This is a genomic window from Variovorax frigidus (genome assembly GCF_051216515.1).
Taxonomy (GTDB): domain Bacteria; phylum Pseudomonadota; class Gammaproteobacteria; order Burkholderiales; family Burkholderiaceae_C; genus Variovorax.
Genome location: NZ_JBPJZF010000008.1, coordinates 139,783 through 160,813 on the forward strand (window position 1 = coordinate 139,783; position 21,031 = coordinate 160,813).

Annotated in this window: 19 protein-coding genes; 8 read left to right on the plus strand and 11 right to left on the minus strand. The window is 69.1% G+C overall.

Features of this window, described 5'->3' with window-relative positions; genetic code table 11:
- The first annotated feature begins 40 nt into the window (after positions 1-40).
- Positions 41-619, plus strand: a complete 579-nt coding sequence (locus tag ACSFBC_RS23885) for a 7TMR-DISMED2 domain-containing protein (RefSeq protein ID WP_435512817.1) — start codon at positions 41-43, stop codon at positions 617-619.
- Here ACSFBC_RS23885 and ACSFBC_RS23890 read toward each other — a convergent pair whose 3' ends face one another.
- The 5 genes from ACSFBC_RS23890 to ACSFBC_RS23910 form a co-directional block, all read right to left on the minus strand.
- Positions 620-1,327 carry an ABC transporter ATP-binding protein gene (locus ACSFBC_RS23890; protein WP_435512818.1) on the minus strand — a complete coding sequence of 236 codons (708 nt, stop codon included), beginning with the start codon at positions 1,325-1,327 and terminating at the stop codon, positions 620-622. It abuts the gene before it with no gap.
- Positions 1,320-2,078: an ABC transporter ATP-binding protein gene (locus tag ACSFBC_RS23895; protein WP_435512819.1), complete on the minus strand. Its 759-nt coding sequence runs from the start codon at positions 2,076-2,078 to the stop codon at positions 1,320-1,322. Before ACSFBC_RS23895 ends, ACSFBC_RS23890 begins: the two co-directional genes overlap by 8 nt.
- Positions 2,075-3,082 carry a branched-chain amino acid ABC transporter permease gene (locus ACSFBC_RS23900; RefSeq protein ID WP_435512820.1) on the minus strand — a complete coding sequence of 336 codons (1,008 nt, stop codon included), beginning with the start codon at positions 3,080-3,082 and terminating at the stop codon, positions 2,075-2,077. Before ACSFBC_RS23900 ends, ACSFBC_RS23895 begins: the two co-directional genes overlap by 4 nt.
- 121 nt (positions 3,083-3,203) lie before the next feature.
- Positions 3,204-4,076 (minus strand): branched-chain amino acid ABC transporter permease, encoded by an 873-nt coding sequence (locus tag ACSFBC_RS23905; protein ID WP_435512821.1) that lies wholly within the window; start codon positions 4,074-4,076, stop codon positions 3,204-3,206.
- A gap of 383 nt (positions 4,077-4,459) precedes the next feature.
- Positions 4,460-5,635, minus strand: a complete 1,176-nt coding sequence (locus tag ACSFBC_RS23910) for an ABC transporter substrate-binding protein (RefSeq protein ID WP_435512822.1) — start codon at positions 5,633-5,635, stop codon at positions 4,460-4,462.
- Positions 5,636-5,832: 197 nt separating this feature from the next.
- On the opposite strand from ACSFBC_RS23910, the gene ampC reads away from it, so the two are divergent.
- Complete coding sequence (gene ampC, locus ACSFBC_RS23915; RefSeq protein WP_435512823.1) at positions 5,833-7,002, plus strand: class C beta-lactamase; 1,170 nt, start codon at positions 5,833-5,835, stop codon at positions 7,000-7,002.
- A 19-nt stretch (positions 7,003-7,021) separates the two neighbouring features.
- Here the strand turns inward: ampC and ACSFBC_RS23920 are convergent, their stop codons facing one another.
- The 3 genes from ACSFBC_RS23920 to ACSFBC_RS23930 are packed head-to-tail and all read right to left on the minus strand — an operon-like array spanning position 7,022 to position 9,923.
- On the minus strand, positions 7,022-8,008 hold the full coding sequence (locus ACSFBC_RS23920) for a PDR/VanB family oxidoreductase (RefSeq protein WP_435512824.1): 987 nt from the start codon (positions 8,006-8,008) through the stop codon (positions 7,022-7,024).
- 35 nt (positions 8,009-8,043) lie between these two features.
- On the minus strand, positions 8,044-8,820 hold the full coding sequence (locus tag ACSFBC_RS23925) for a GntR family transcriptional regulator (protein ID WP_435512825.1): 777 nt from the start codon (positions 8,818-8,820) through the stop codon (positions 8,044-8,046).
- A complete protein-coding gene (locus ACSFBC_RS23930; protein WP_435512826.1) occupies positions 8,817-9,923 on the minus strand; it encodes an aromatic ring-hydroxylating dioxygenase subunit alpha in 1,107 nt (368 codons plus the stop codon). Before ACSFBC_RS23930 ends, ACSFBC_RS23925 begins: the two co-directional genes overlap by 4 nt.
- 145 nt (positions 9,924-10,068) lie before the next feature.
- Here ACSFBC_RS23930 and ACSFBC_RS23935 point away from each other — a divergent pair, with 145 nt between their 5' ends.
- Positions 10,069-11,190, plus strand: coding sequence for a 5-methyltetrahydropteroyltriglutamate--homocysteine S-methyltransferase (locus ACSFBC_RS23935; RefSeq protein ID WP_435512827.1), 1,122 nt, complete (start codon positions 10,069-10,071; stop codon positions 11,188-11,190).
- A gap of 21 nt (positions 11,191-11,211) precedes the next feature.
- Here the strand turns inward: ACSFBC_RS23935 and ACSFBC_RS23940 are convergent, their stop codons facing one another.
- Positions 11,212-12,111, minus strand: coding sequence for a LysR family transcriptional regulator (locus ACSFBC_RS23940; RefSeq protein ID WP_435512828.1), 900 nt, complete (start codon positions 12,109-12,111; stop codon positions 11,212-11,214).
- 100 nt (positions 12,112-12,211) lie between these two features.
- On the opposite strand from ACSFBC_RS23940, the gene ACSFBC_RS23945 reads away from it, so the two are divergent.
- The 3 genes from ACSFBC_RS23945 (at position 12,212) to ACSFBC_RS23955 (ending at position 15,855) form a co-directional block, all read left to right on the plus strand.
- A complete protein-coding gene (locus ACSFBC_RS23945) occupies positions 12,212-13,129 on the plus strand; it encodes a dihydrodipicolinate synthase family protein (RefSeq protein ID WP_435512829.1) in 918 nt (305 codons plus the stop codon).
- Positions 13,130-13,177: 48 nt separating this feature from the next.
- Positions 13,178-14,137, plus strand: coding sequence for a Bug family tripartite tricarboxylate transporter substrate binding protein (locus tag ACSFBC_RS23950; RefSeq protein WP_435512830.1), 960 nt, complete (start codon positions 13,178-13,180; stop codon positions 14,135-14,137).
- Between the two features lie 335 nt (positions 14,138-14,472).
- A complete protein-coding gene (locus ACSFBC_RS23955) occupies positions 14,473-15,855 on the plus strand; it encodes a phospholipase D-like domain-containing protein (protein WP_435512831.1) in 1,383 nt (460 codons plus the stop codon).
- Here the strand turns inward: ACSFBC_RS23955 and ACSFBC_RS23960 are convergent.
- A complete protein-coding gene (locus ACSFBC_RS23960; protein ID WP_435512832.1) occupies positions 15,852-17,069 on the minus strand; it encodes an ROK family protein in 1,218 nt (405 codons plus the stop codon). The two genes, ACSFBC_RS23955 and ACSFBC_RS23960, sit on opposite strands and share 4 nt — an antisense overlap.
- A 114-nt stretch (positions 17,070-17,183) precedes the next feature.
- On the opposite strand from ACSFBC_RS23960, the gene ACSFBC_RS23965 reads away from it, so the two are divergent.
- Complete coding sequence (locus ACSFBC_RS23965) at positions 17,184-18,725, plus strand: glycine betaine ABC transporter substrate-binding protein (protein WP_435512833.1); 1,542 nt, start codon at positions 17,184-17,186, stop codon at positions 18,723-18,725.
- A 12-nt stretch (positions 18,726-18,737) separates the two neighbouring features.
- On the opposite strand, the gene ACSFBC_RS23970 is transcribed toward ACSFBC_RS23965, so the two are convergent.
- Entirely contained in the window at positions 18,738-19,739 is a 1,002-nt protein-coding gene (locus ACSFBC_RS23970; RefSeq protein WP_435512834.1) for a Bug family tripartite tricarboxylate transporter substrate binding protein, read from the minus strand.
- Between the two features lie 203 nt (positions 19,740-19,942).
- Here ACSFBC_RS23970 and ACSFBC_RS23975 point away from each other — a divergent pair, with 203 nt between their 5' ends.
- Positions 19,943-21,031 (plus strand): isocitrate/isopropylmalate dehydrogenase family protein, encoded by a 1,089-nt coding sequence (locus ACSFBC_RS23975; protein ID WP_435512835.1) that lies wholly within the window; start codon positions 19,943-19,945, stop codon positions 21,029-21,031.

A 21,031-nucleotide genomic window follows, 5' to 3' on the forward strand; every position in this document is an offset into this window, starting at 1 on the left:
GGCGCTCTGCTTGTGTCTGACCGCACCGGCGTGGGGCGCGTTGACACTGACCCCCTCGGACGGCCTGGAGCGTCCGATGCTGCCGGCGGGCGCCGTCGACGTGCTGAGCGATCCCTCGGGCGCCTGGGACATCGAGGCCGTCAGCCGAGGGCCACACAGCCGGGACTTCGTGCCGCTGGCCCGCCCCCTCGTGGCGGGTTTCACCCACGACGTGGTCTGGCTGCGCCTCTCACTCGCGCGTGCATCCGAGACGCCGGAGCGCTGGCTGCTGCGCATCCTGCCGGCCCGGTTGCAGGAGGTGACGCTGTACGCACCCGACGGGCAAGGCGGCCACATCGCCACGGCCCTCGGCGCGAGAATGCCCTTCGCGCAGCGCGAAATCGCCGACCACCATTTCGTTTTCCCGCTGACGGTCGGCACGACGCCCGCGCCCTACTACCGCTCGGCCAGCGTGGCGAAGGTGGCGGGCTCGGGCCTGGGGCTGCACCTGTCGCGCGAGATCGCGCGCCGGCATGGCGGCGAGGTGAGCCTGGTCGCGACCGGCGACGGCGGCGCGACCTTCCGCCTGGTGCTGCCGACCACGCCACCGCCGCCGCGCTCGGATTTCGCGGCGCTGTAACTATCGCGCCACGCCGAGCAAGCGGTCGAGCAGCGCGGGCTGCGCGCGCAGCGCAGGCGCGCTCGAGGCATGCACCACGCGGCCGTGGTCGAGCACCACCGCCTCGTCGGAGATCGCGAGCACGGCCTGCGGATGCTGCTCGACGATGATCGCGGCCAGCCCCTCGGCCTGCGTGATGCGGCGGATCGCGCGCAGCAGCTCTTCCACGATGATCGGCGCCAGCCCTTCGAGCGGCTCGTCGAGCAGCAGCAGCCGCGGGTTGAGCACCAGCGCGCGGCCCACCGCGAGCATCTGCTGCTCGCCACCCGAGAGCTGCGTGCCCAGGTTGCCCTTGCGCTCGGCGAGCCGCGGGAACATCGCGTAGACGCCGTCGGGCGTCCACTTGCCGGGGCGCTGCACCGACGTCAGGTTCTCGTGCACCGTGAGCGACTTGAAGATGTTGCGCTCCTGCGGCACCCAGCCGATCCCGGCCGCCGCGCGGCGGTGCGGCGCGAGCCGGTTCAATTCGACACCCGCCAGCGCGATGCGCCCGCCGTGCTGTCGCGTGACGCCGGCCAGCGTGTTGATCAGCGTGGTCTTGCCGGTGCCGTTGCGGCCCAGCAGTGCGAGCGTGCGCCCCTCGGCCAGGGCGAAGGACACGCCGTCGAGCACCACCGCCTCGCCGTAGCCGGCGCGCAGGTGGTCGATCTGCAGCAGCGGCTCAGTCATGCAGGGCTCCGTGTCCGAGGTAGACCTCCTTGACGCGCGGGTCCGCCGCGATGGCCTCGGGCGTGCCTTCGGTCAGCACCGCGCCGTTGACCAGCACCGTCATGCGATCGGCGAAGCCGAACACCAGGTCCATGTCGTGCTCGATCAGCAGCACCGTGACCTCGGCCGGCAGCGCGGAAACAGTCTGCAGCAACTCCTCGCGCTCGCCCGCGGGCACGCCGGCCACCGGCTCGTCGAGCAGCAGCACGCGCGGCTCGCAGGCCAGCGCGATCGCGATCTCCAACAGCCGGCGCTTGCCGTAGGCCAGTTGCTTCGTGGGTTGTCCCGCCACGTCGGCCAGATGGAACTGTTCGAGCAGCTGTGCCGCGCGCGCCGTCACCGCCTTGGCAGAGCCCAGCGGCCGCCACCACTGCGCACCGATGCCCTGGTGCTGCGACACCACCAGCGCCAGCGTCTCGAGCGGCGTCATCGAATCGAAGAGCTGGTTGATCTGGAAGGTGCGCACCAGCCCGCGCGCCACACGCTGGTGCGGTGCCAGGGTCGTGATGTCTTCACCCAGCAGCGTGATGCGGCCTTCGCTCGGCGTGAGCACGCCCGTCAGCTGGTTGATCAGCGTGGTCTTGCCCGCGCCGTTGGGGCCGATCAGCGCATGGCGTGCGCCGCGCTTGAGTTCCATCGTCACGTCGTGGGTGGCGGTGATGCCGCCGAAGCGCATCACCAGGCCCTGGGTCGAGAGCACGGTGTCGGTCATGCCGCGCCCTCCTTCTTCTTCGTTCCGGCGCCCGCGCCGAACCATGTCCAGGGCTTGAGCAGACGGTCGCGTCCCACCAGCACCAGCAGCACCAGGATCAGGCCGATCCAGAACATCCAGTACTGCGGCGTGACGGACGAGAGCCAGGTCTGCAGCAGCTTGAACACGATGGCCCCCACCACGCCGCCATAGAGCCAGCCCACGCCGCCGATCACCAGCATCAGCAGCACATCGGCCGAGCGGTCGAAGGCCAGCACGTCGAGCGAGGCGAAGCCCGTGGTCTGCGCCAGCAACGCGCCCGCGGCACCCGCCACGCCGGCAGCGATGGTGTAGACCGTCGCGAGCCGCGACACCACCGGGATGCCGATGGCCATCGCGCGCAGCCGGTTGTCCCGGATCGCCTTGAGCGTGGCGCCGAAGGGCGAATGCACCAGGCGGCGCATCAGCAGGAACAGCACCAGCATCACGGCCAGCGAATACCAGGCCGCCGTGCGGCCGTACAGATCGAACTCGAACACGCCGAGCACCGGCCCCATCACCACACCCTGCAGGCCGTCGGCACCGCCGGTGAGCCAGTCGAGCTTGTTGGCGAGTTCGAGCAGCAACAGCGCGGTGCCCAGCGTGACCATCAACCGCGTGAGGTCGCTGCCGCGCAGGATCGTCACGCTGGCGATCAGGCCCAGCACGGCCGACAGCACGGTCGCGAACACCAGGCCCACGGTCGGATCGGGCATCACGAGCTTGGCGAACAGCGCCGCCGCATACGCGCCGAAACCGAAGAAGGCCGCGTGGCCCAGCGACACGATGCCGGCGTAGCCCAGGATCAGGTCGAGCGACATCGCGAACAGCGCGACGATGGCGATCTCGTTGACCAGCAGCGAATGCGAAGGCATCACGAGCGGCAGCGCGAAGGCCGCGGCCCAGACCACGAATTCGAGCGGGTGCCAGCGCGCCTTGCGCAACAGGGCCGACTGGAAATCGGCAACAGCGTCGAGATCGGTCATTTCAGCCTCCGATCCATGCGGGGAACACCGCGGAACCGGCTTTGCCGGGCCGCTGGTGTTGCCCCCGGAGAGGGGGGTGGCGAAGCGACACGAAGTGCGCGAAGCCTGGGGGAGCGCTCATTCACCGGCCCCCCTTGCGCGTGAACAGGCCCTGCGGGCGCCACATCAGGATCAGGATCATCAGCAGGTAGACGGTGAACGCCCCCATCTTCGGAATGAAGTACTTGCCGGCCACGTCGGCCACGCCGAGCAGCAATGCGGCCGCGAGCGGCCCGGTGATGGACGAGGTGCCGCCGACCGAGACCACGATCAGGAAATAGATCATGTACTTGAGCGGGAAGGTCGGATCGAGCCCGAGGATCTCCGCGCCCAGCGCGCCGCCGAGCCCGGCCAGCCCCGAGCCGACCGCGAAGGTCAGCAGGAACACGCGGTTGACGTCGATGCCCAGCCCCGAGGCCACGCGCGGGTCGTCGACCGCGGCGCGCAGGCGGCTGCCGAAGCGCGTCTTCGACAGGATCAACTGCAGCACCACGGTGAGCACCGCGCACACCGCGACGATGAACAGCCGGTAATGGCCCATGCCCAGCATCCACGCGCCGTCGCCGAGTTCGGTGCGCCCGCGCAGCCACTCGGGCAACTGGAGGTTCTGCTGCGAGGAGCCGACGAAGTAGTCGATGGCGGCCACCGCCATGAAGGTCAGGCCGATGGAGAACAGCACCTGGTCGAGGTGCGACTTGCCGTACATGGGCCGGTAGAGCGTGCGCTCCAGCAGCGCACCGGCACCGCCCACCACCACGAAGGCCAGCGGCAGGCACAGCAGGAACGGGATGCCCAGCTTCTGCATCGCGAACACCGTGAGGTAGCCGCCCGCCATGGCGAACGCACCGTGCGCGAGGTTGATGAAGTTCATCAGTCCCAGCGTCACGGCCAGCCCGACCGCGAGCACGAAGAGGAGCATGCCGTAGGCGATGCCATCGAAAAGAATGGTGAGCATGAAATTTCTGGTAGCCGTTCAAGGGTTCGCTGGCAATCGTTCGGGTTCGTCGGCAACGTTCGGATTCGTTGGCAACCGTTCGGGCTCGTCGGCAACCGTTCGGGCTGAGCCTGTCGAAGCCGGGGCGCAGTGCGCGCCAGCCTTCGACAAGCTCAGGCCGAACGGACGGGGTTGTCACGCCGGACGGACGGAGTTGTCGGCAACCGTTCGGGTTCGTTGGCAATCGTTCAGGTTCGTCGGCAACCGTTCGGGCTCGTCGGCAACCGTTCGGGATTCGCCGGCAACCGTTCGGGCTGAGCCTGTCGAAGCCGGGGCGCAGTGCGCGCCAGCCTTCGACAAGCTCAGGCCGAACGGACGGGGGCTTACCTAAACAGTCCGGGGCCTTAGTTCGCCTTGCCCGGGTCCTTCACGCCCTTGATCACGTCGAACTCCACGTTGTACAGCTGCCCGTCCTTCTTCTCGACCTTGCGCAGGTACACGTCCTGCACGATGTCACGCGTCTGCGCATCGATCAGCACCTGGCCGCGCGGGCTCTCGAAGATCTGGCCCTTCATCTTCTCCAGCAGCGCGGTGCCTTCGCCCTTGCCACCCGTGGCCTTGAGCGCCTCGTAGATCACGCGCATGCCGTCATAGCCACCGACGGCCATGAAGTTGGGGCGCATCTTCGGATTGGCCTTCTCGAAGGCCTCGACGAACTTCTTGTTCATCGCCGACGGGTGGGCGGTCGAATAGTGGTGCGAGGTGACCACGCCCAGCGCGCCGTCGCCCATGTCGTTGAGCTGATCGTCGTCCGTCACGTCGCCGGTCGCGATCAGCCGGATGCCGGCCTTGTCCATGCCGCGTTCGAGGAACTGCTTCATCACCGCCGCGCCCGCGCCCGAAGGCACGAACACGAAGAGCGCATCGGGCTTGGTGTCACGCACCTTCTGCAGGAAGGGTGCGAAATCGGGGTTGCGCAGCGGCACGCGCAGCTTGTCGAGCACCTTGCCGCCGTTGAGCTGGAAGCGTTCGGTGAAGAACTTCTCGGCGTCGTTGCCCGGGCCATAGTCGGCCACCAGCGTGACCACCGTCTTCACGCCGTTCTTCGGCGCCCAGTCGCCCATGGCCACCGACACCTGCGGCAGCGTGAAGCTCGAACGGACGATGTAGGGCGACGCTTCGGTGATGCTCGATGTGGCCGCGGCCATCACGAGCTGGGGCGTCTTCGATTGGGTGGCGATGGGCGCCACGGCCAGCGCCAGCGGCGTCAGGCCGAAGCCGGCGAGCACGCCGACCTTGTCGTTCACCACCAGCTCCTGCGCCAGGCGCTTGGTCACGTCGGGCAGGCCGGTGTCGTCCTTGACGATCAGCTCGATCTTCCGGCCGGCGACGGTGTCGCCGTTCTGCGCCATGTACAGGCGGGCCGCCGCTTCGATCTGGCGGCCGGTGGAAGCCGACTGGCCCGTCATCGGCAGGATCAGACCGATCTTGAAAGGCGTGGTCTGCGCCTGCGCGGCGAAAGGCAGGGCCAGTGCGATGGCGGTCAGGCCTGCAGCCTGGACGAGATGGCGACGTTGCATGGTTGTCTCCTGAGGAATATGGAATGCCGTGACCGGCGTCATTGTGAACACGCCCGGGCGCGCCGACTGCGCGGCAATCCCCTAGGCGACCGATGCCGCGGCGGCATTGTGCGCGAACAACATGCAACATGTGCGGTGATCGCGCAACGGCGGGCCGCGGGTAGCATTCTTTCTCCTGTCACACACGAAAGAAACCCATGCACGCAAGACGCAGACACCGCGCTGGCATCGTCCTCCTCGTCGGCGCGTTCTTCTCTCTCGGAAGCGCCGCCCTCGCCAAGGCGCCGACGTCGCCCTCGAAGCTCGACGCGGTCGTGCGCGAAGCGGCCAGCACCCTGATGCAGCAGAACGGCGTCCCCGGCCTGGCGATCGCGATCACCGTCGACGGCAAGCAGCACTTCTTCAACTACGGCGTCGCGTCCAAGCAGACGCAGCGCCCGGTCAGCAGCGACACGCTGTTCGAGATCGGTTCGATCAGCAAGACCTTCACCGCCACGCTGGCCAGCTACGCCCAGGCCACCGGCCGGCTGGCGCTCACCGACCACCCGGCCAGATACCTGCCGCCGCTCGAAGGCAGCGCCTTCGGCGACAAGACCACGCTGATGCACCTCGGCACCCATACCGCGGGCGGATTTCCGCTGCAGGTGCCCGATGCGGTGCAGACCACCGGGCAGCTGTTCGACTACCTCCGGGCCTGGCAGCCGCAGTACGTCGCAGGCACGCGTCGGACCTACGCCAACCCGAGCATCGGCATGCTGGGCCTGATCGCGGCGAAAAGTTTGGACATGTCCTTCGAAGAGGCGATGGCGCAGCACGTCTTCCGCCCGCTCGGCCTGAAGCACACCACCCTCGACGTGCCCGCCGCGCAGATGCCGTCGTACGCGCAGGGCTACACCAAGGCGGACGCGCCGATCCGCCTGCGCGGCGGCGTGCTGGGCGCCGAGGCCTACGGCGTGCGGACCAGCGCACGCGACCTGATCCGTTTCGTCGAGGCCAACCTGCGCGGACCGGGCACGACACCGCTGCAGCGCGCCATCGCCGACACCCACACCGGCTACTTCCGGATGGGCGCGATGACGCAGGACCTGGTCTGGGAGCAGTACAGCCATCCGGTCACGCTGCCGGCGCTGCTCGAAGGCAATGCCGACAAGGTCGCCTACGAAAGCCAGGACGTCACGCCCATCGACCCGCCGCAGCCGCCGCAGCAGGCCGTGTGGATCAACAAGACCGGCTCGACCAACGGCTTCGCGGCCTATGTGGCCTTCGTGCCCGCGAAGAAGATCGGCATCGTGGTGCTGGCCAACAGGAACATGCCGATCGCGCCGCGGATCCGGCTGGCCTACGAGATCCTGCACAAGCTGGAGTGATCGGGTCGGCATCGCGGGCTCAGGCGTCCGGGCGGTAGGCGGAGTCGAGCGTGAGCGTGCCCACGGCGCGTGACACGCAGGCGCAGATGCGCGTGCATGACGCTTTTTCGTGGGCGCCGAGGAACACGTCGCGGTGGTCGACTTCCCCGTCCACGGCCAGCACGTCCATCGCGCACAGGCCGCATTCGCCGCGCTTGCAGTCCCAGAGTGTCTGCACGCCGGCCGCCTCGAGCGCATCGAGCAGCGTGCTGTCGGCCGGCACGGTGATCGTCAGGTCGTGGCGCGGAATGCGGACCTGGAAGGCCTGCGTGGGCAGCCGGCCGCTGCTGCCGAAGGTCTCGAAGCGCAGGTCTTCGAGCGGCCGGCCCGCTGCATGCCAGGCGCGCTTGATCGCTTCCAGCATCGGCACCGGGCCGCAGGTGTAGAGCTGGCCGCCGGGCGGCAGCGCGGCGATGGCGGCATCGAAGTCGATGGGTTCCCCGCCTTCGTGGACCGACACGCCCTCGCCCAGTGCGTCTTGCAGCAGCGAGAGGTAGCCGAACTCGCCTGCATGGCGCGCACCGTAGAGCATCCGCACCGGCACGCCGGTACGTTGCGCATGGGCGCCCAGACGCTGTGCCATCCCCACCAGCGGCGTGATGCCGATGCCGCCCGCCACCAGCAGGTAACCGGGTGCGCCGAGGTCGAGCCGAAAGTGGTTCTGCGGCGCGCTCACCTGCAGGCGGTCGCCCACGCCCAGTTGCCACATCGCGCGCGAGCCGCCACGGCCATCGTCGAGCCGCTTCACTGCAATGCGCCAGCACTGGCCATCGCCCTCGCCGACCAGCGAGTACGACCGGGTCTGCAGTTTGCCCTGCGCCGTCATCACTTGCACCTGCAGGTGAGCACCGGGCTCGCAGGCGCCCGCAAAGCCGTCGTCGGGCCGCAATTCGAATTCGCGCACGGTGGGCGTGACATCGCGCAACGCCAGGACCTGCGCCCGCAGCCATTGAAGATCGCTTTTCATCGAGAGAACACCCAAGGCGAAGGAAGGGCGACCGCTCAGCCGCGGCGGCGGATCAGCTGCACGCCCGGCAAGGGGCGCTGCTCGGCGGTGGGCGCGCCATGCAGCGCCTCGCGCAGGTTGCGCCGCGCGATGCGGCTGTGCTCGCGCATCAGCGCCTCGGCGCGCGAACCTTCGCCGGACTCGATGGCGTCGAGCACCTGCAGGTGCTGGTCCTGCGCAATGACCAGCATGTCGCGCGCGGCGGGCGAATTGGCCTGCACGATGACGAAGCCCGAGGGCGACGCGAACGGCAGGTTCACCACGCGCGCCAGCTGCTGCGCGATGACCGGGCTGCCCGCCATCTCGCACAGCAGCGCGTGGAAGCGTTCGTTGTGCGTCACGTAGCGTGAGAAGGCCGCGTCGTCGAGCGCGGGCTCGCGCAGGAGTTCGTCGATGCGCGTCAGGCAGGCGCGCGCCTCGCGCAAGACCACCGGCGCCGCGCCGCGCTCGGCCGCGAGCCGCGCGACCAGGCCTTCGAGCGTGCCGCGCAGTTCGATGGCGTCGGCCACGTCGCGTTCGGAGAACGTGCGCACCGCATAGCCGCCATTCGGCAGCGCTTCGAGCAGGCCCTCCTGTTCGAGCCGCATCAGCGCGGTGCGCACCGGCGTGCGCGACACGCCGAGCTGCTCGGAGATGGCCACTTCGGCGATGCGCGCACCGCCAGGCAGTTCACCCGCCAGGATCATTTCGCGCAGCCGCAGCTGCGCCTTCACGGCCTGCGAGCTCCCGCTGTCGCCGGGCTCGGCGGCGGGGGACATGGCGGCGACCTTCATGCGCCCTGCCCCTCGACGGCGTGGATGGGAATCGGCGAACGCGCGGGCTTTTCCTTCTCGACCATGCGGTCGATCAGCCGCCTCGCCCACATCGAACCGGCGTCGATGTTGAGGTTGTAGCACTGGTGGTCGGGGTGGTCGTCCATGGCCTTCTGCTGGGCCTCGAGCACCAGTTCGTCCTCGCGGAAGATGCCCGAAACGCCCTCGCGCAGCTCGTGCGTGAGGCGCTGTTCGCCGATGCAGTAGTTGCGCGAGAAGGCCCAGAAATACAGGCAGGTCTTGTCGGTTTCCGGCGTGATGGTGTTGAGCACATAGCCGTTGACGCCCTTGCTGCGATCGCCCGCGTCGCCGTTCTTCGGCACCGCACCGCTGCCGGCCTCGGCCACGCCGACGTCGATGTTGACTGTGCACGGGCCTTCGAAACGGATGATCTGCCAGCGGTCGACCTTGCCGGTGTAGCCGCGCGCATGGCGGATCTGGCTGCCCCAGAAGGGCGGCGGGTCGATGTCTTCCATCCAGCGCGTGACGGTGGCCGAGCGGTCGCCGTGCGTGGCCACGAAGGGCGCCTCGGCCACTTCGCGGCTGCCGATGGACGAGCCGTGCACGAAGGTCTCGTGCGTCAGGTCCATGAGGTTGTCGACCACCAGCCGGTAGTCGCAGTTCACCCGGATCATCTTGCCGTCGCCGGCCCAGGCCGGGTCGTCGTTCCAGTGCATGTCGGGGATCAGCGCCGGGTCGGCCTTGGCCGGGTCGCCGGGCCAGACCCAGACGAAGCGGTGCTTCTCCACCGCCGGAAAGCTGCGCACGCAGGCCGAGGGGTTGAGCGTTTCCTGGCTCGGCATGTGGGTGCAGCGGCCCTGGCTGTTGTAGACCAGGCCGTGGTAGCCGCAGACCAGTTCATCGCCTTCGAGGCGACCCAGCGACAACGGCATCAGCCGGTGCCAGCAGGCGTCCTCGAGCACGGCCACCTGCCCGTCGGTGCGGCGGAACAGCACCACCTTCTGATTGCAGAGGGTGCGTGGCAGCAGCGCGTGACGCACTTCGACGTCGTAGGCGGCGGCATACCAGGCGTTCAGCGGAAAGGTGTTCGCAGGCGATTTCATGAATACCCAATGTATACAGAAATCGAAGAACTCACAGCGATTCATCGCCGAAACGAGGGTAAACACTGGCCTCGCTGTACACACCCAACGGCACTTTGGAGCGGATAGGATGCGTCTCGTTGTCCAGAATCCAACGGAGTCATCGATGTCCCAGCATGCCGCCCTCCCCGCCCGCTACGACCATGTCGGCAGCTTCCTGCGCCCCCACTACCTGCTCGAAGCCCGCGAGCAGAAGGCCAAGGGAGCGATCACGCCCGAGCAGTTGCGCACGGTCGAAGACCGGGCCATCACCGAGATCGTGAAGTTCCAGGAGGACGTGGGCCTCAAGAGCATCACCGACGGCGAGTTCCGGCGCACCTACTTCCACATCGACTTCCTCGACCAGCTGGGCGGCGTGAAGACCGATATCCCGGTCACGATCCGAAAGCCCGACGGCCGCGAGGAGCTCGCGCCGCCGGTGCTGCGCGTGATCGACAAGGTCACGCACGCGAAGAACATACAGCTGGCCGACTTCGCCTACCTGAAAAGCCAGGTGGCCGCGGGCCGCACGCCCAAGGTGACCATCCCCTCGCCCACCATGCTTCATTTCCGCGGTGGACGCGCGGGCATCAGCAAGGTGGCCTACCCCGAGCTCGACCCGGTGTTCTACGACGACGTGGCCAAGGCCTACGGCGACGAACTGCGCTCGCTGGCCGCGGCCGGCTGCACCTATGTGCAGATGGACGACACCAACCTCGCCTACCTCTGCGACGAGCACATGCGCGAAGCCGCCCGCCAGCGCGGCGACGACCCGAACGAGCTGCCGCACCGCTATGCGGCCTTCATCAACAAGGTGGTGGCGCAGAAGCCGCCGGGCATGCTGCTGGCCATGCACCTGTGCCGCGGCAACTTCAAGAGCACGCACGCCGCCGCCGGCAACTACGAACCCGTGGCCGAGGCGCTGCTCCAGGAGATGGACCTCGACGCCTACTTCATGGAGTACGACGATGCGCGCTCGGGCGACTTCAAGCCGCTGCGCTACCTGCCCAAGGGCAAGACCGTGGTGCTCGGTCTGGTGACCACCAAGTTCGGCGAGATGGAAGACAAGGACGAGCTCAAGCGCCGCATCGACGAGGCCGCCAAGTACGCACCGCTGGAGCAGCTGGCGCTGTCGCCGCAATGCGGCTTCTCGAGCACGGTGCACGGCAACAACATCGCGGTCGAGGCGCAGCGCAACAAGCTGCGGCTGGTGATCGAGACGGCGCGCGAGGTCTGGGGCACCGACTAGGGTCCCTGTCCGCGCGAGCGCTCAGCCGGGCGTGTCGGCAAAGGCCCGCTGCAGCACCCCGCGCACGGTATTCGCCACACCATCGCGGCTGCCCTTGCGCCAGACCAGGTGCAACTCCGATTCGAGCGCCGCATGCGGCTGCAGCGCGCGGAAGGCCACGTGGGCATAACCCAGGCGTCGTGCCGAAGCGGGCACCAGCGCCACGCCCATGCCCGCGTCCACCAGCGACAGGATCGAATGCGTGTGGCTCAGCGTCTGCACCGTCTCGGGCGCCACGCCCTCGGCGCGCAGACGGCCGGCGATCAGCTCGTAGAGATAGCGCGTTTCCGAGGGACAGAACTCGATGAAGGGCTGGCCCTGCAGGGCCGACAGCGGCATCGCCGGCCCCTCGGCCAGCGCATGGCCGACTGGCGCGGCGAGCACCAGCGACTCGCGCAGCAGCGTGCTCGCCGCGGCGAAGCTGCGCGGCGCGAAGGGCCGCACGATGCCGAGCTCGATGCGGTCGCCGGCCAGCGCGTCGAGCTGGTCGGTGGTCTGCATCTCGCGCAGCATCACCTGCACGTCGGGCAGCGCGGAGCGCAGCGCGAGCAGCACCGTCGGCAGCACCGAGAAGCTGGCCGCCGCGATGAAGCCCAGCGTCATGCTGCCCGCATCGGCCTGCATCGCGCGCCGTGCCGCGAGCGCGGCGGCCTGGCTGCGACGCAGGATGTCCTCGGCCTCGCGCAGGAAGACGCTGCCGGCCAGCGTGAGCCGCACCGTGCCGCCCGCGCGTTCGAGCAGGCGCACGCCCACCTCGTGCTCGAGCAGCTGGATCTGGCGCGTGAGCGGCGGCTGGGTCATGTTCAGCAGGACGGCGGCGCGACCGAAATGAAGTTCGGTCGCCACGGCCACGAAGCAGCGGAGTTGGGAGAGCTGGAACACGATTCAGTTTTTGAATGGCGGCATCGCCTGATTGGATTGGACGCCATCGTCGCCGCTTTCTAGAGTCAGCACTCGGCTTTCATGATTCTGGAGACAAGCGATGAGTTTCTTTCACGGCGCGGCACTGCGCCAGGCGCTGAATGGCATTTCGGGCATTCTGGTCACTCCCTTCGACGCGAACGACGCGATCGCGCCCGCACCCCTGCAACCGGTGGTCGACCGCGCCATCGCCGCCGGCGTGCAGGTGCTGGTGGCCAACGGCAACACCAGCGAGTTCTACGGCCTGCAGGCGCACGAGGCCGAACACGCCGTGCGCATCTCGGCCGACTGCGTGCGCGGCCGCGTGCCGCTCCTGGCCGGCATCGGCCGCAGCGTGCACGAGGCCTGCGCGCTGGCCCGCGTCTCGCGCGCGGCCGGCGCCGATGCGCTGATGGTGCATCAGCCGCCGGACCCCTTCGTCTCGCCGCGCGGCGTGCTCGCCTATGTGCAACGGATCGCCGAGGCCGGCGAGGGCCTGCCGCTGGTGCTCTACCTGCGCAACGAGAACATCGGGCTCGACGCCATCGAGGCGCTGTGCCGCGTGCCGGAGGTGATCGGCGTGAAGTGGGCCTCGCCCACGCCGCTGGTGCTCGCGCAGGCGATGCGCCGCACCGCCGATCGCCAGCTGGCCTGGGTCGGCGGGCTGGCCGAGGTCTGGGCGCCGCCCTTCTATGCGGTCGGTGCGCGTGGTTTCACCTCGGGGCTGATCAACGTGATGCCCGAGCGCTCGGTCGCGATCTACCACGCGCTCGAAGACGCCAACCACGAACGCGCCATGCGGCTGATCGACGACATGCTGCCCTTCGAGGAACTGCGCGCGCAGGAGAACAACGGCACCAACGTGACCGTGGTCAAGACCGCGCTGCAGATGATGGGCAACGACTGCGGCGCCACCCGTGCACCCTCGGCCTGGCCGTTGACCGATGCACAACAGCAGGCGCTGCACGCGCTGCTGAAGGGCTGGCAGCTCACACGCTGATGCCGCCTCTGTTCTCTTGCGCTACCTCATAACTATCAAGGACAAACCATGAAACTGCGTCGCTCCCTGCTGCTGCTCGCCACCCTGCTGCCCCTGGGCAGTGCGGCACTGGCCCAGACCTACCCCACGCGGCCGATCACCATCGTGCTCGGCTCGACCGCTGGCAGCGCGACCGACGGCCTGGCCCGCGCCATCGCGGCCGAGGTCACCAAGGCCAGCGGCCAGCCGGTGGTCGTCGACAACCGCGCCGGCGCCTTCGGCAGCATCGCGGCGCAGTACACGGCCAACGCGCAGCCCGACGGCTACACGCTGTTCATGACGACCAACACCACGCAGGCGGCCAATCCGCATCTGCTGAAGAAGCTGAGCTACGACCCGATCAAGGACTTCGCGCCGGTGGCGCTGCTGGCGCGCGGCTACCTGGCGCTGGTGGTCAATCCCAAGGTCAAGGCCAACAACGTGGCCGAGCTGGTGGCGCTGGCCAAGAGCGCACCGGGCAAGCTCAACTACGGTTCGGGCAGTTCGTCGGCGCAGGTGGCGACCGAGCTGTTCCAGCAATCGACCGGCACGAAATTCACCTACGTGCCGTACAAGGCCAACCCGCCGGCCGTGCTGGACCTGGTGGGCGGACAGATCGACCTGATGATCGTCGACCTCACGACCAGCCTGCCGCAGGTCAAGGCCGGCAAGCTGCGCGCTTTGGGCATCAGCAGCACGACGCCCTCGCCGCTCGTGCCCGACGTGCCGCCCATCGCCACCTCGCTGCCCGGCTACGAGTTCGGCTACTGGAACGCGCTCTATGCACCGGCGAAGACGCCCGCGCCCGTGGTCAAGCGACTCAGCGAACTGATGCGCGATGCACTGGCCCAGCCGTCGGTGCGCCAGGCGATCGAGAAGACCGGGCAGGAAGTCGCTTTCGCACCGCCCGAGGAACTGGCCAAGTTCCAGCTGTCGGAGCTGGATCGCTGGGGTCGGATCATCAAGGCGGCGGGCATCGAAGCCGAGTGATGACTCCCCCCCGAGGGCTCGCGCACTGCGTGTCGCTTCGCCTTCCCCCTCAAGGGGGCGACACCGGCGGCCCGGCGAAGCCGGTTCCGCGGTGTCCTTGGCCCACCCCCGAGGGCTCGCGCACTTCGTGTCGCTGCGCCCTCCCCCTCAAGGGGCGACACCGGCGGCCCGGAGCACTTGGCTCTCCCCCGAAGTCTCGCGCACTGCGTGTCGCTTCGCCCTCTCCCTAAGGGGGCGACACCGGCGGCCCGGCGAAGCCGGTTCCGCGGTGTCCCTGGTACTTCGCTGGACGGGCTTAAGGGCGCTCGGGCGCGAGCCGGTTAATCTCTGCGGACATGCCGCACCTGCTCCAGCCCTGGCTGCCTTCGCCCTCCCAGCACTTCCTGGTCGTGACCTTCGCGCTGCTCGTCTATGTGCTGACGACGCGCGCGCGGCGTGAGCAGCGGGCGCCGACCACGGCCATCGCATGGGTCATGGGGCTGCTGCTGATCCCCTACGTCACGCTGCCGATCTACCTGCTGTTCGGCCAGCGCAAGCTGCGGCCCGTGGGCGCACCGCGGCCGCCGCGCACGCTGCCGGCGGGCCATTGGGCGGCCGAACTCATCGAGAGCTTCGGCCTGCCCGCGCCCGGGCGCTGCGCGCCGCGCTTCCATGCCGACGGCGCCGCGGCACGCGATGCGCTGTGGCAGGTGATCGACGGCGCGCGCACGCGGCTCGACGTCTGCACCTTCATCATCGGCGACGACACGTTGGGCCATGAGGTCGTGACGCGGCTCACCCGGCGGGCGCGCGACGGCGTGGCGGTGCGCGTGCTGCTCGACGGCTTCGGTGCGCTCACGCTGCCGGCCCATCACTTCGATGCGCTGCGTTCGGCCGGCGGCACGGTGGCGGTGTTCCGGCCGCTGTTCAGCCTGCGCCGCAACGGCCCGCGCAACCTGCGCAACCACCGCAAGCTGGTGATCGCCGACGACCGCTGGCTCTGGTCGGGTGGGCGCAACCTGGCGGGCGAATACTTCACCGGCAACGACGCGCATCCGGTGCCCTGGCGCGACCTCTCCTTCGACCTGCACGGCAGCGTGGCCGAGGCCGCGGCGGTGCAGTTCGAGCACGACTGGTCCTCGGTGCGCGACACCACGCCGCGCGACATCCCGCCCAGCGCGACCGATACGATGCGCGAAGACGGCACGCTCGCGCAGTTCCTGCCCAGCGGGCCCGACCAGACCGAAGACACCGCGCATGCGCTGCTGATCGATGCGTGCTTCCGCGCCGAGCACCGCGTGCTCGTGATCACGCCCTACTTCGTGCCCGACGACGGCCTGCGCAATGCACTGCGCCTGGCCGCGCGGCGTGGCGTGCAGGTGACCATCGCGGTGCCCGAATGTTCGAACCACCGGCTGGCCGACTTCGTGCGGGCGCGCGCCATGCGCGACCTGGCTGGCGCGGGCGTGACCTTCCGCATGCTGCCCTTCATGGCGCACGCCAAGGCCGTGGTGGTCGACGAGCAACTGGCGATGTGCGGCTCGATCAACCTCGACCTGCGCAGCCTGCTGCTCAACCACGAAGCGGCGGTGGTGTTCTACGGCTGCGGACCGATCGACTGGCTGGCGCAATGGATCGAGACCACCGCGTCGGCCGGCGCGCCCTACCGCGCGCGTCGACCGGGCCTGCTGCGCGACCTGGCCGAAGGCCTGCTGCTCACCATCGCCTTTCAGCTCTAGCGCGCGCGGCCCGGGGCCGTCTTTGTGGTCTTCGCTGATTCCGCAGCTTTGGTGGCCTTGGCGGCCTTGGCCTTCTTGGCGTCCTCGATCGGCTTCAGCGGTTTCGGCGGATTGCCGCTCTTTTCGGGCGCTTCACTGGACGGCGGCACCCGCGCCTCGGGCTTGTTGGTGTAGCTCGCATTGCCCAGCCCGGTGCCGATCGTGAGGATCGCCCAGTGCTTGACGTCGCGCATGAAGGGCAATTCGCTCAGGCCCTGCACCACCGCGTCGTTGTGCAGCCGCGCCGTGGTGGGCACGCCGCCGATGGTGGGCAACCGCTTGCACAGCTCGCTGGGCAGATGGAAGGTGTCGCTCTCCCAATCGCCCGGCAGGTTCTGCGTGCCAGCCGCGATCGAGCCGTCGGTGCGGATGCGACCCGGGCAGGCGATACCGACGAAAGGCGCGAGCCGCACGCCCTTGGCGGTGCAGTGATCGATCAGTTCCTGCAGCATCTGCGCCAGCCGCTCGAGCATCCCGCTGCGGCTGGGCTTGTCTTCGGCATGACGCCACTTCATGCGCCGCACCACCTTGGCCATCGACAGGTCGGGCGCCTTGCGCAGCCGCGTCTTCACGATGCCGCAGCGCAGGTTGGTGCCGCCGATGTCGACCGCCAGGATCGCGTCGTAGGCCGCCAGCATGTCGGGCGGCACCAGGTGCACCCAGCCGATCAGGCCGCCGTCGTCGACCTCGTGCGACAGCCGCGCCAGCGGCACCCGCACCTTCATCTCCTGAAGAATCGCCGCGGCCTGCAGGATCGCGCGCTCGCCCACATCGCTCTCGGGAAAGCCGCCGCCGATCACGATGCGCTCGACCTTCCGCCAGGAGGGCTCACGCAGGAAGCGACGCGTCACGTGCGCGAGTTCCTCGGCGAACTCCTCGATCGCGCCGTGCAGCATGTCGGAGGCTTCGGAGCCGTCGCGCGTCAGCATGCGGTCGAGCACCTTCTTGCTCAGCTCGCGCGAAGGCAGCGCACCCATCGGGTCCTCGCCGCCGTTCTTGCGCCGGCGCTTGCGCCACTGCTCGAGCAGCGCGCGAAAGGCCGTCTGGCTCGCCTGGTCCCCGGCGAAGCCTTCGTTGTCGCGCACCTGCAGGCTGTAGCCGTCGACCAGCACCGAGGGAAGCTCACGCGCACCATGTTCGGCGGCAAGGTGGGACGGCACGGACGATGGGGCCATGGATGCTTTCGAGAAAAATGGGATGCCATGAATGTCGCCGCGCCCGCACCCCGCACGCATCGGCGCGGCGCACGTACGGCTGTAGGAGCGCGGCCTGACCGATACACTGGCCCGATGCGCCTGCCCCTGCTCCGCCGTGCATGGCTTCTCGCCATGGCCTGCCTCGTGGCCATGGCCGTGGCACTCGCCTTGCCGGTGTCCGCCCAGACCGACCGCGACACGCTGCGCATCGGCTCCAAGCGCTTCACCGAGTCCTACATCCTGGCCGAGCTGCTGGCCCAGAGCGCCGCACCGCACACGGCCGCACCGCCCGTGGTGCGGCAGGGCCTGGGCAACACCTCGATCGTCTACGAGGCGCTGCGCTCGGGTGCGATCGACCTGTATGCCGAGTACACCGGCACCATCGCGCTCGAGATCCTGCAGGGCTCGGCCTCGATGACGCGCGAGGAGATGAACGCCCGGCTCGCACCGCTGGGCCTGGGCGTCGCGGTGCCGCTGGGCTTCAACGACGGCTACGCGCTGGCCATGCGCGCGGCCGATGCCGACCGACTGCAGGTGCGCACGCTGAGCGACCTGGCACGCCACCCCGAACTGACGCTGGGCCTGTCGAACGAGTTCATCGGCCGCGCCGACGGCTGGCAGGGGCTGGCCACGCGCTATGGCTTCGCGCAGAAGCCCACCGGCCTCGACCATGGCCTGGCCTACGACGCCATCGCCGCGAAGCAGGTCGACGTGATCGACATCTACACGACCGACGCCAAGATCACGCACCTGGGCCTGCGCGTGCTGCAGGACGACCGCGGCCACTTCCCGCACTACGACGCGATCGTGCTGCACCGGCTCGATCTGCCGACGCGTCTGCCGCAGGCCTGGGCCGCACTGCAGAAGCTCGAGGGCCGCGTCGACGAGCGCGCGATGATCGCGATGAACGCACGCGCCGAGCTGCAGGGCACGGCCTTCGACACCATCGCGCGCGACTTCCTGGCCGGCGGTACCGCGCCGTCGGCCCGGCGCGGCTTCATGGCCAAGCTGTTCGGCGACGACCTGGGGCGGCTCGCACGCCAGCACCTGCTGCTGGTGGCGGTGTCGGTCGGCCTCGCGATCCTGATCGCCGTGCCGCTGGCCATCCTCGTGGCGCCGCATGCCCGCACGCGCGCGCTGGTGCTAGGCGTCGCGGGCCTGCTGCAGACCGTGCCCTCGCTCGCGCTGCTGGCCGTGCTGATCTCGCTGCTCGGGATCATCGGCACCGGGCCGGCACTGATCGCACTCACGCTCTATTCGCTGCTGCCGATCATGCGCAACACGGTCACGGGCCTCGGCGAAGTGCCGACCGGTCTGCGCCACGCGGGCACCGCACTGGGCATGACGCGCGCACAGAACCTGCGCCTGGTCGTGCTGCCGCTGGCCCTGCCCACGCTGATCGCGGGCGTGCGCACCGCCACGGCGATCGCGATCGGCACCGCCACCATCGCGGCGTTCATCGGCGCGGGCGGCTTCGGCGAACGCATCGTGACCGGACTGGCGCTCAACGACCGGCAGCTGCTGCTGGCCGGCGCGCTGCCCGCGGCCGCGCTGGCGCTCGCGAGCGAACTGGTGTTCGAGGCGATCGAGCGGCTGCTGGTGCGACGCGCGCCGCGCGAAGCCGCATCCCGCTGAGCCCGCGCGCGCCTACTTGGCTGCGGCCGGCGGCGCGCTGGCGAAAGCGCCCGACCTGGCCAGGGCCGCCACGCGCTCGCTCTCCTGCGCGATCACACGGCGGAACGGCGCCGGGCCGCTCTCCGCCTCGCCCGGTCCCTGCGCCGCCAACACCGCGAGCCGGCTCTTGAAGTCGGCGCTCGACACCACGGCCGACAGCGCGCTCGTGAGCTTGGCCATCGCCTCGCCCGGTGTGCCCTTGGGCGCGAGCAGGCCGTTCCAGATGCTCAGGTCGAAGGCCGGCAGGCCGGCTTCGGCGAAGGTGGGGATCTCCGGATGCTGCGCGAGCCGCGCGCCGCCGGTGACCGCGATCGCCTTGACGCGGCCGTCCTTGTGCAGCGGCAGCATGGTCACGGTCTGGTCGATCACGGCGTCGATGGTGCCGGCCATCAGGTCGCTCAGCGCCGGACCCGAGCCGCGGTACTGGATCATCTCGGCCTGCACGCCCGCCTGCTGGAGGAACAGCGCCTCGGCCAGGTGCGCGGTGGTGCCCGGGCCGCCCGAGCCGAAGTTGACCTTGCCCGGCGCCTTCTTCATCTTGTCGATCAATGCGGGCAGTTGCGTCACGCCGGTCGCGTTGCTGACCGACAGCACCATCGGCACCTTGGCGATGATGCCGATCGGCTCCACGTCGTTCGACGGGCTGTAGGCCGACTTGGGGTGCAGGTGCGGCAGGATCAGCAGCGACTGGTTGATGAACAGCAGCACGTTGCCGTCGGCCGGCGAGCGCAGGAACTTCTGCATGCCGACCAGCCCTCCCGCGCCGGTGACGTTCTCCACCACCACCGAGCGCTCGAGCCGCGTCGCGAGCGCATTGGCCGTGAGGCGTGCCAGCGCATCCGAGCTGCCGCCGGGCGGGACGGTGACGATCATCGTGATCGGACGATCAGCGGCGGCCTGGGCCTGGGCCTGCGATGTCGCGGCAGCGCCCAGGCACAGCGCGATGAGGGTGGTGATGGCGGATCTTCTGAACACGTCTTGTCTCCTTCTGTTCTTGGTTTCATGAGCTCAGGTGTGGGCGCAGGCGTCGACACATCACATCAATTTATCATACAACTCGAACCTCAAGAAAGGCCGAGCTCACGCTAAGACACCGGGAAATACCCTCGACGCGCGCTCCGAGTCGTCTGATATATTCATCATACAAATCATTCGAATCCACTCTTTTCCAAGCCACCATGCAAACTTACGACATCGCGACCATCGAAGGCGACGGCATCGGACCCGAGGTCTGCCAGTCGGCCGTGTCGGTGCTCACCGAAGCCTGCGGTACCCAGCGCCTGCGCTTCACCCAGTTCGACGGCGGCGCGGCCCACTACGTCAAGACCGGCGCGGTGCTGCCCGACGACACTTTCGCCGCCTGCAAGAACTCGCACGCGATCCTGCACGGCGCGGCCGGCCTGCCCGGCGTGACCTACGCCGACGGCACCGAGGTCGGCAACGACCTGCACCTGCAACTGCGCTTCCGGCTCGACCTGTTCGCCAATGTGCGCCCCATCCGGCTGTACAAGGGCGTGCAGTCGCCGTTGCGCGACTGGCAGCCCGGGCAGATCGACTATGTGATCGTGCGCGAGAACACCGAAGGCCTTTACGCGAGCCGCGGCGGCGGCGTCAACCTGCGCGGCGAAGTCGCGACCGACACGCTGGTCGTCACGCGCAAGGGCGTGGAGCGCGTGGCACGCTTCTCCTTCGAGCTGTCGCGCCGCCGCAAGGGCGCACCGCGCGACGGCCAGCGCCGCGTGACGGTCTGCGACAAGGCCAACATCCTGCGCACCTACGCCTTCTTCCGCGCGGTGTGCGACGAGGTGGCGCGCGAATACGACGACGTGCAGATCGACTACGCCTATGCCGATGCGATCACCGTGCACATGCTCAAGAAGCCCGACTTCTACGACGTGATCGTGGCCGAAAACATGTTCGGCGACATCATCTCGGACCTGGGCGCGGGCACCGTGGGCGGCCTGGGTATCGCGGCCTCGGCCGAACTCGGCGAGACCCACGGGCTGTTCCAGGGCGCGCACGGCTCGGCCCCCGACATCGCGGGCCAGAACGCGGCCAGCCCGCTCGCGACCATCCTCTCGGGTGCGCTGATGCTGCGCTGGCTCGGCGAGCAGCATGGAGACGAGGCCTTGAAGCGCGATGCCGACCGCGTCGAGCAGGCGGTCGAAGCGGTGCTGGCCGAGGGCCAGACCGTGCCACGCGACCTGGGTGGCCGCGCGAGCTGCACCGAGATCACCGCGGCCGTGTGCCGCCAATTGGCGCTCTGA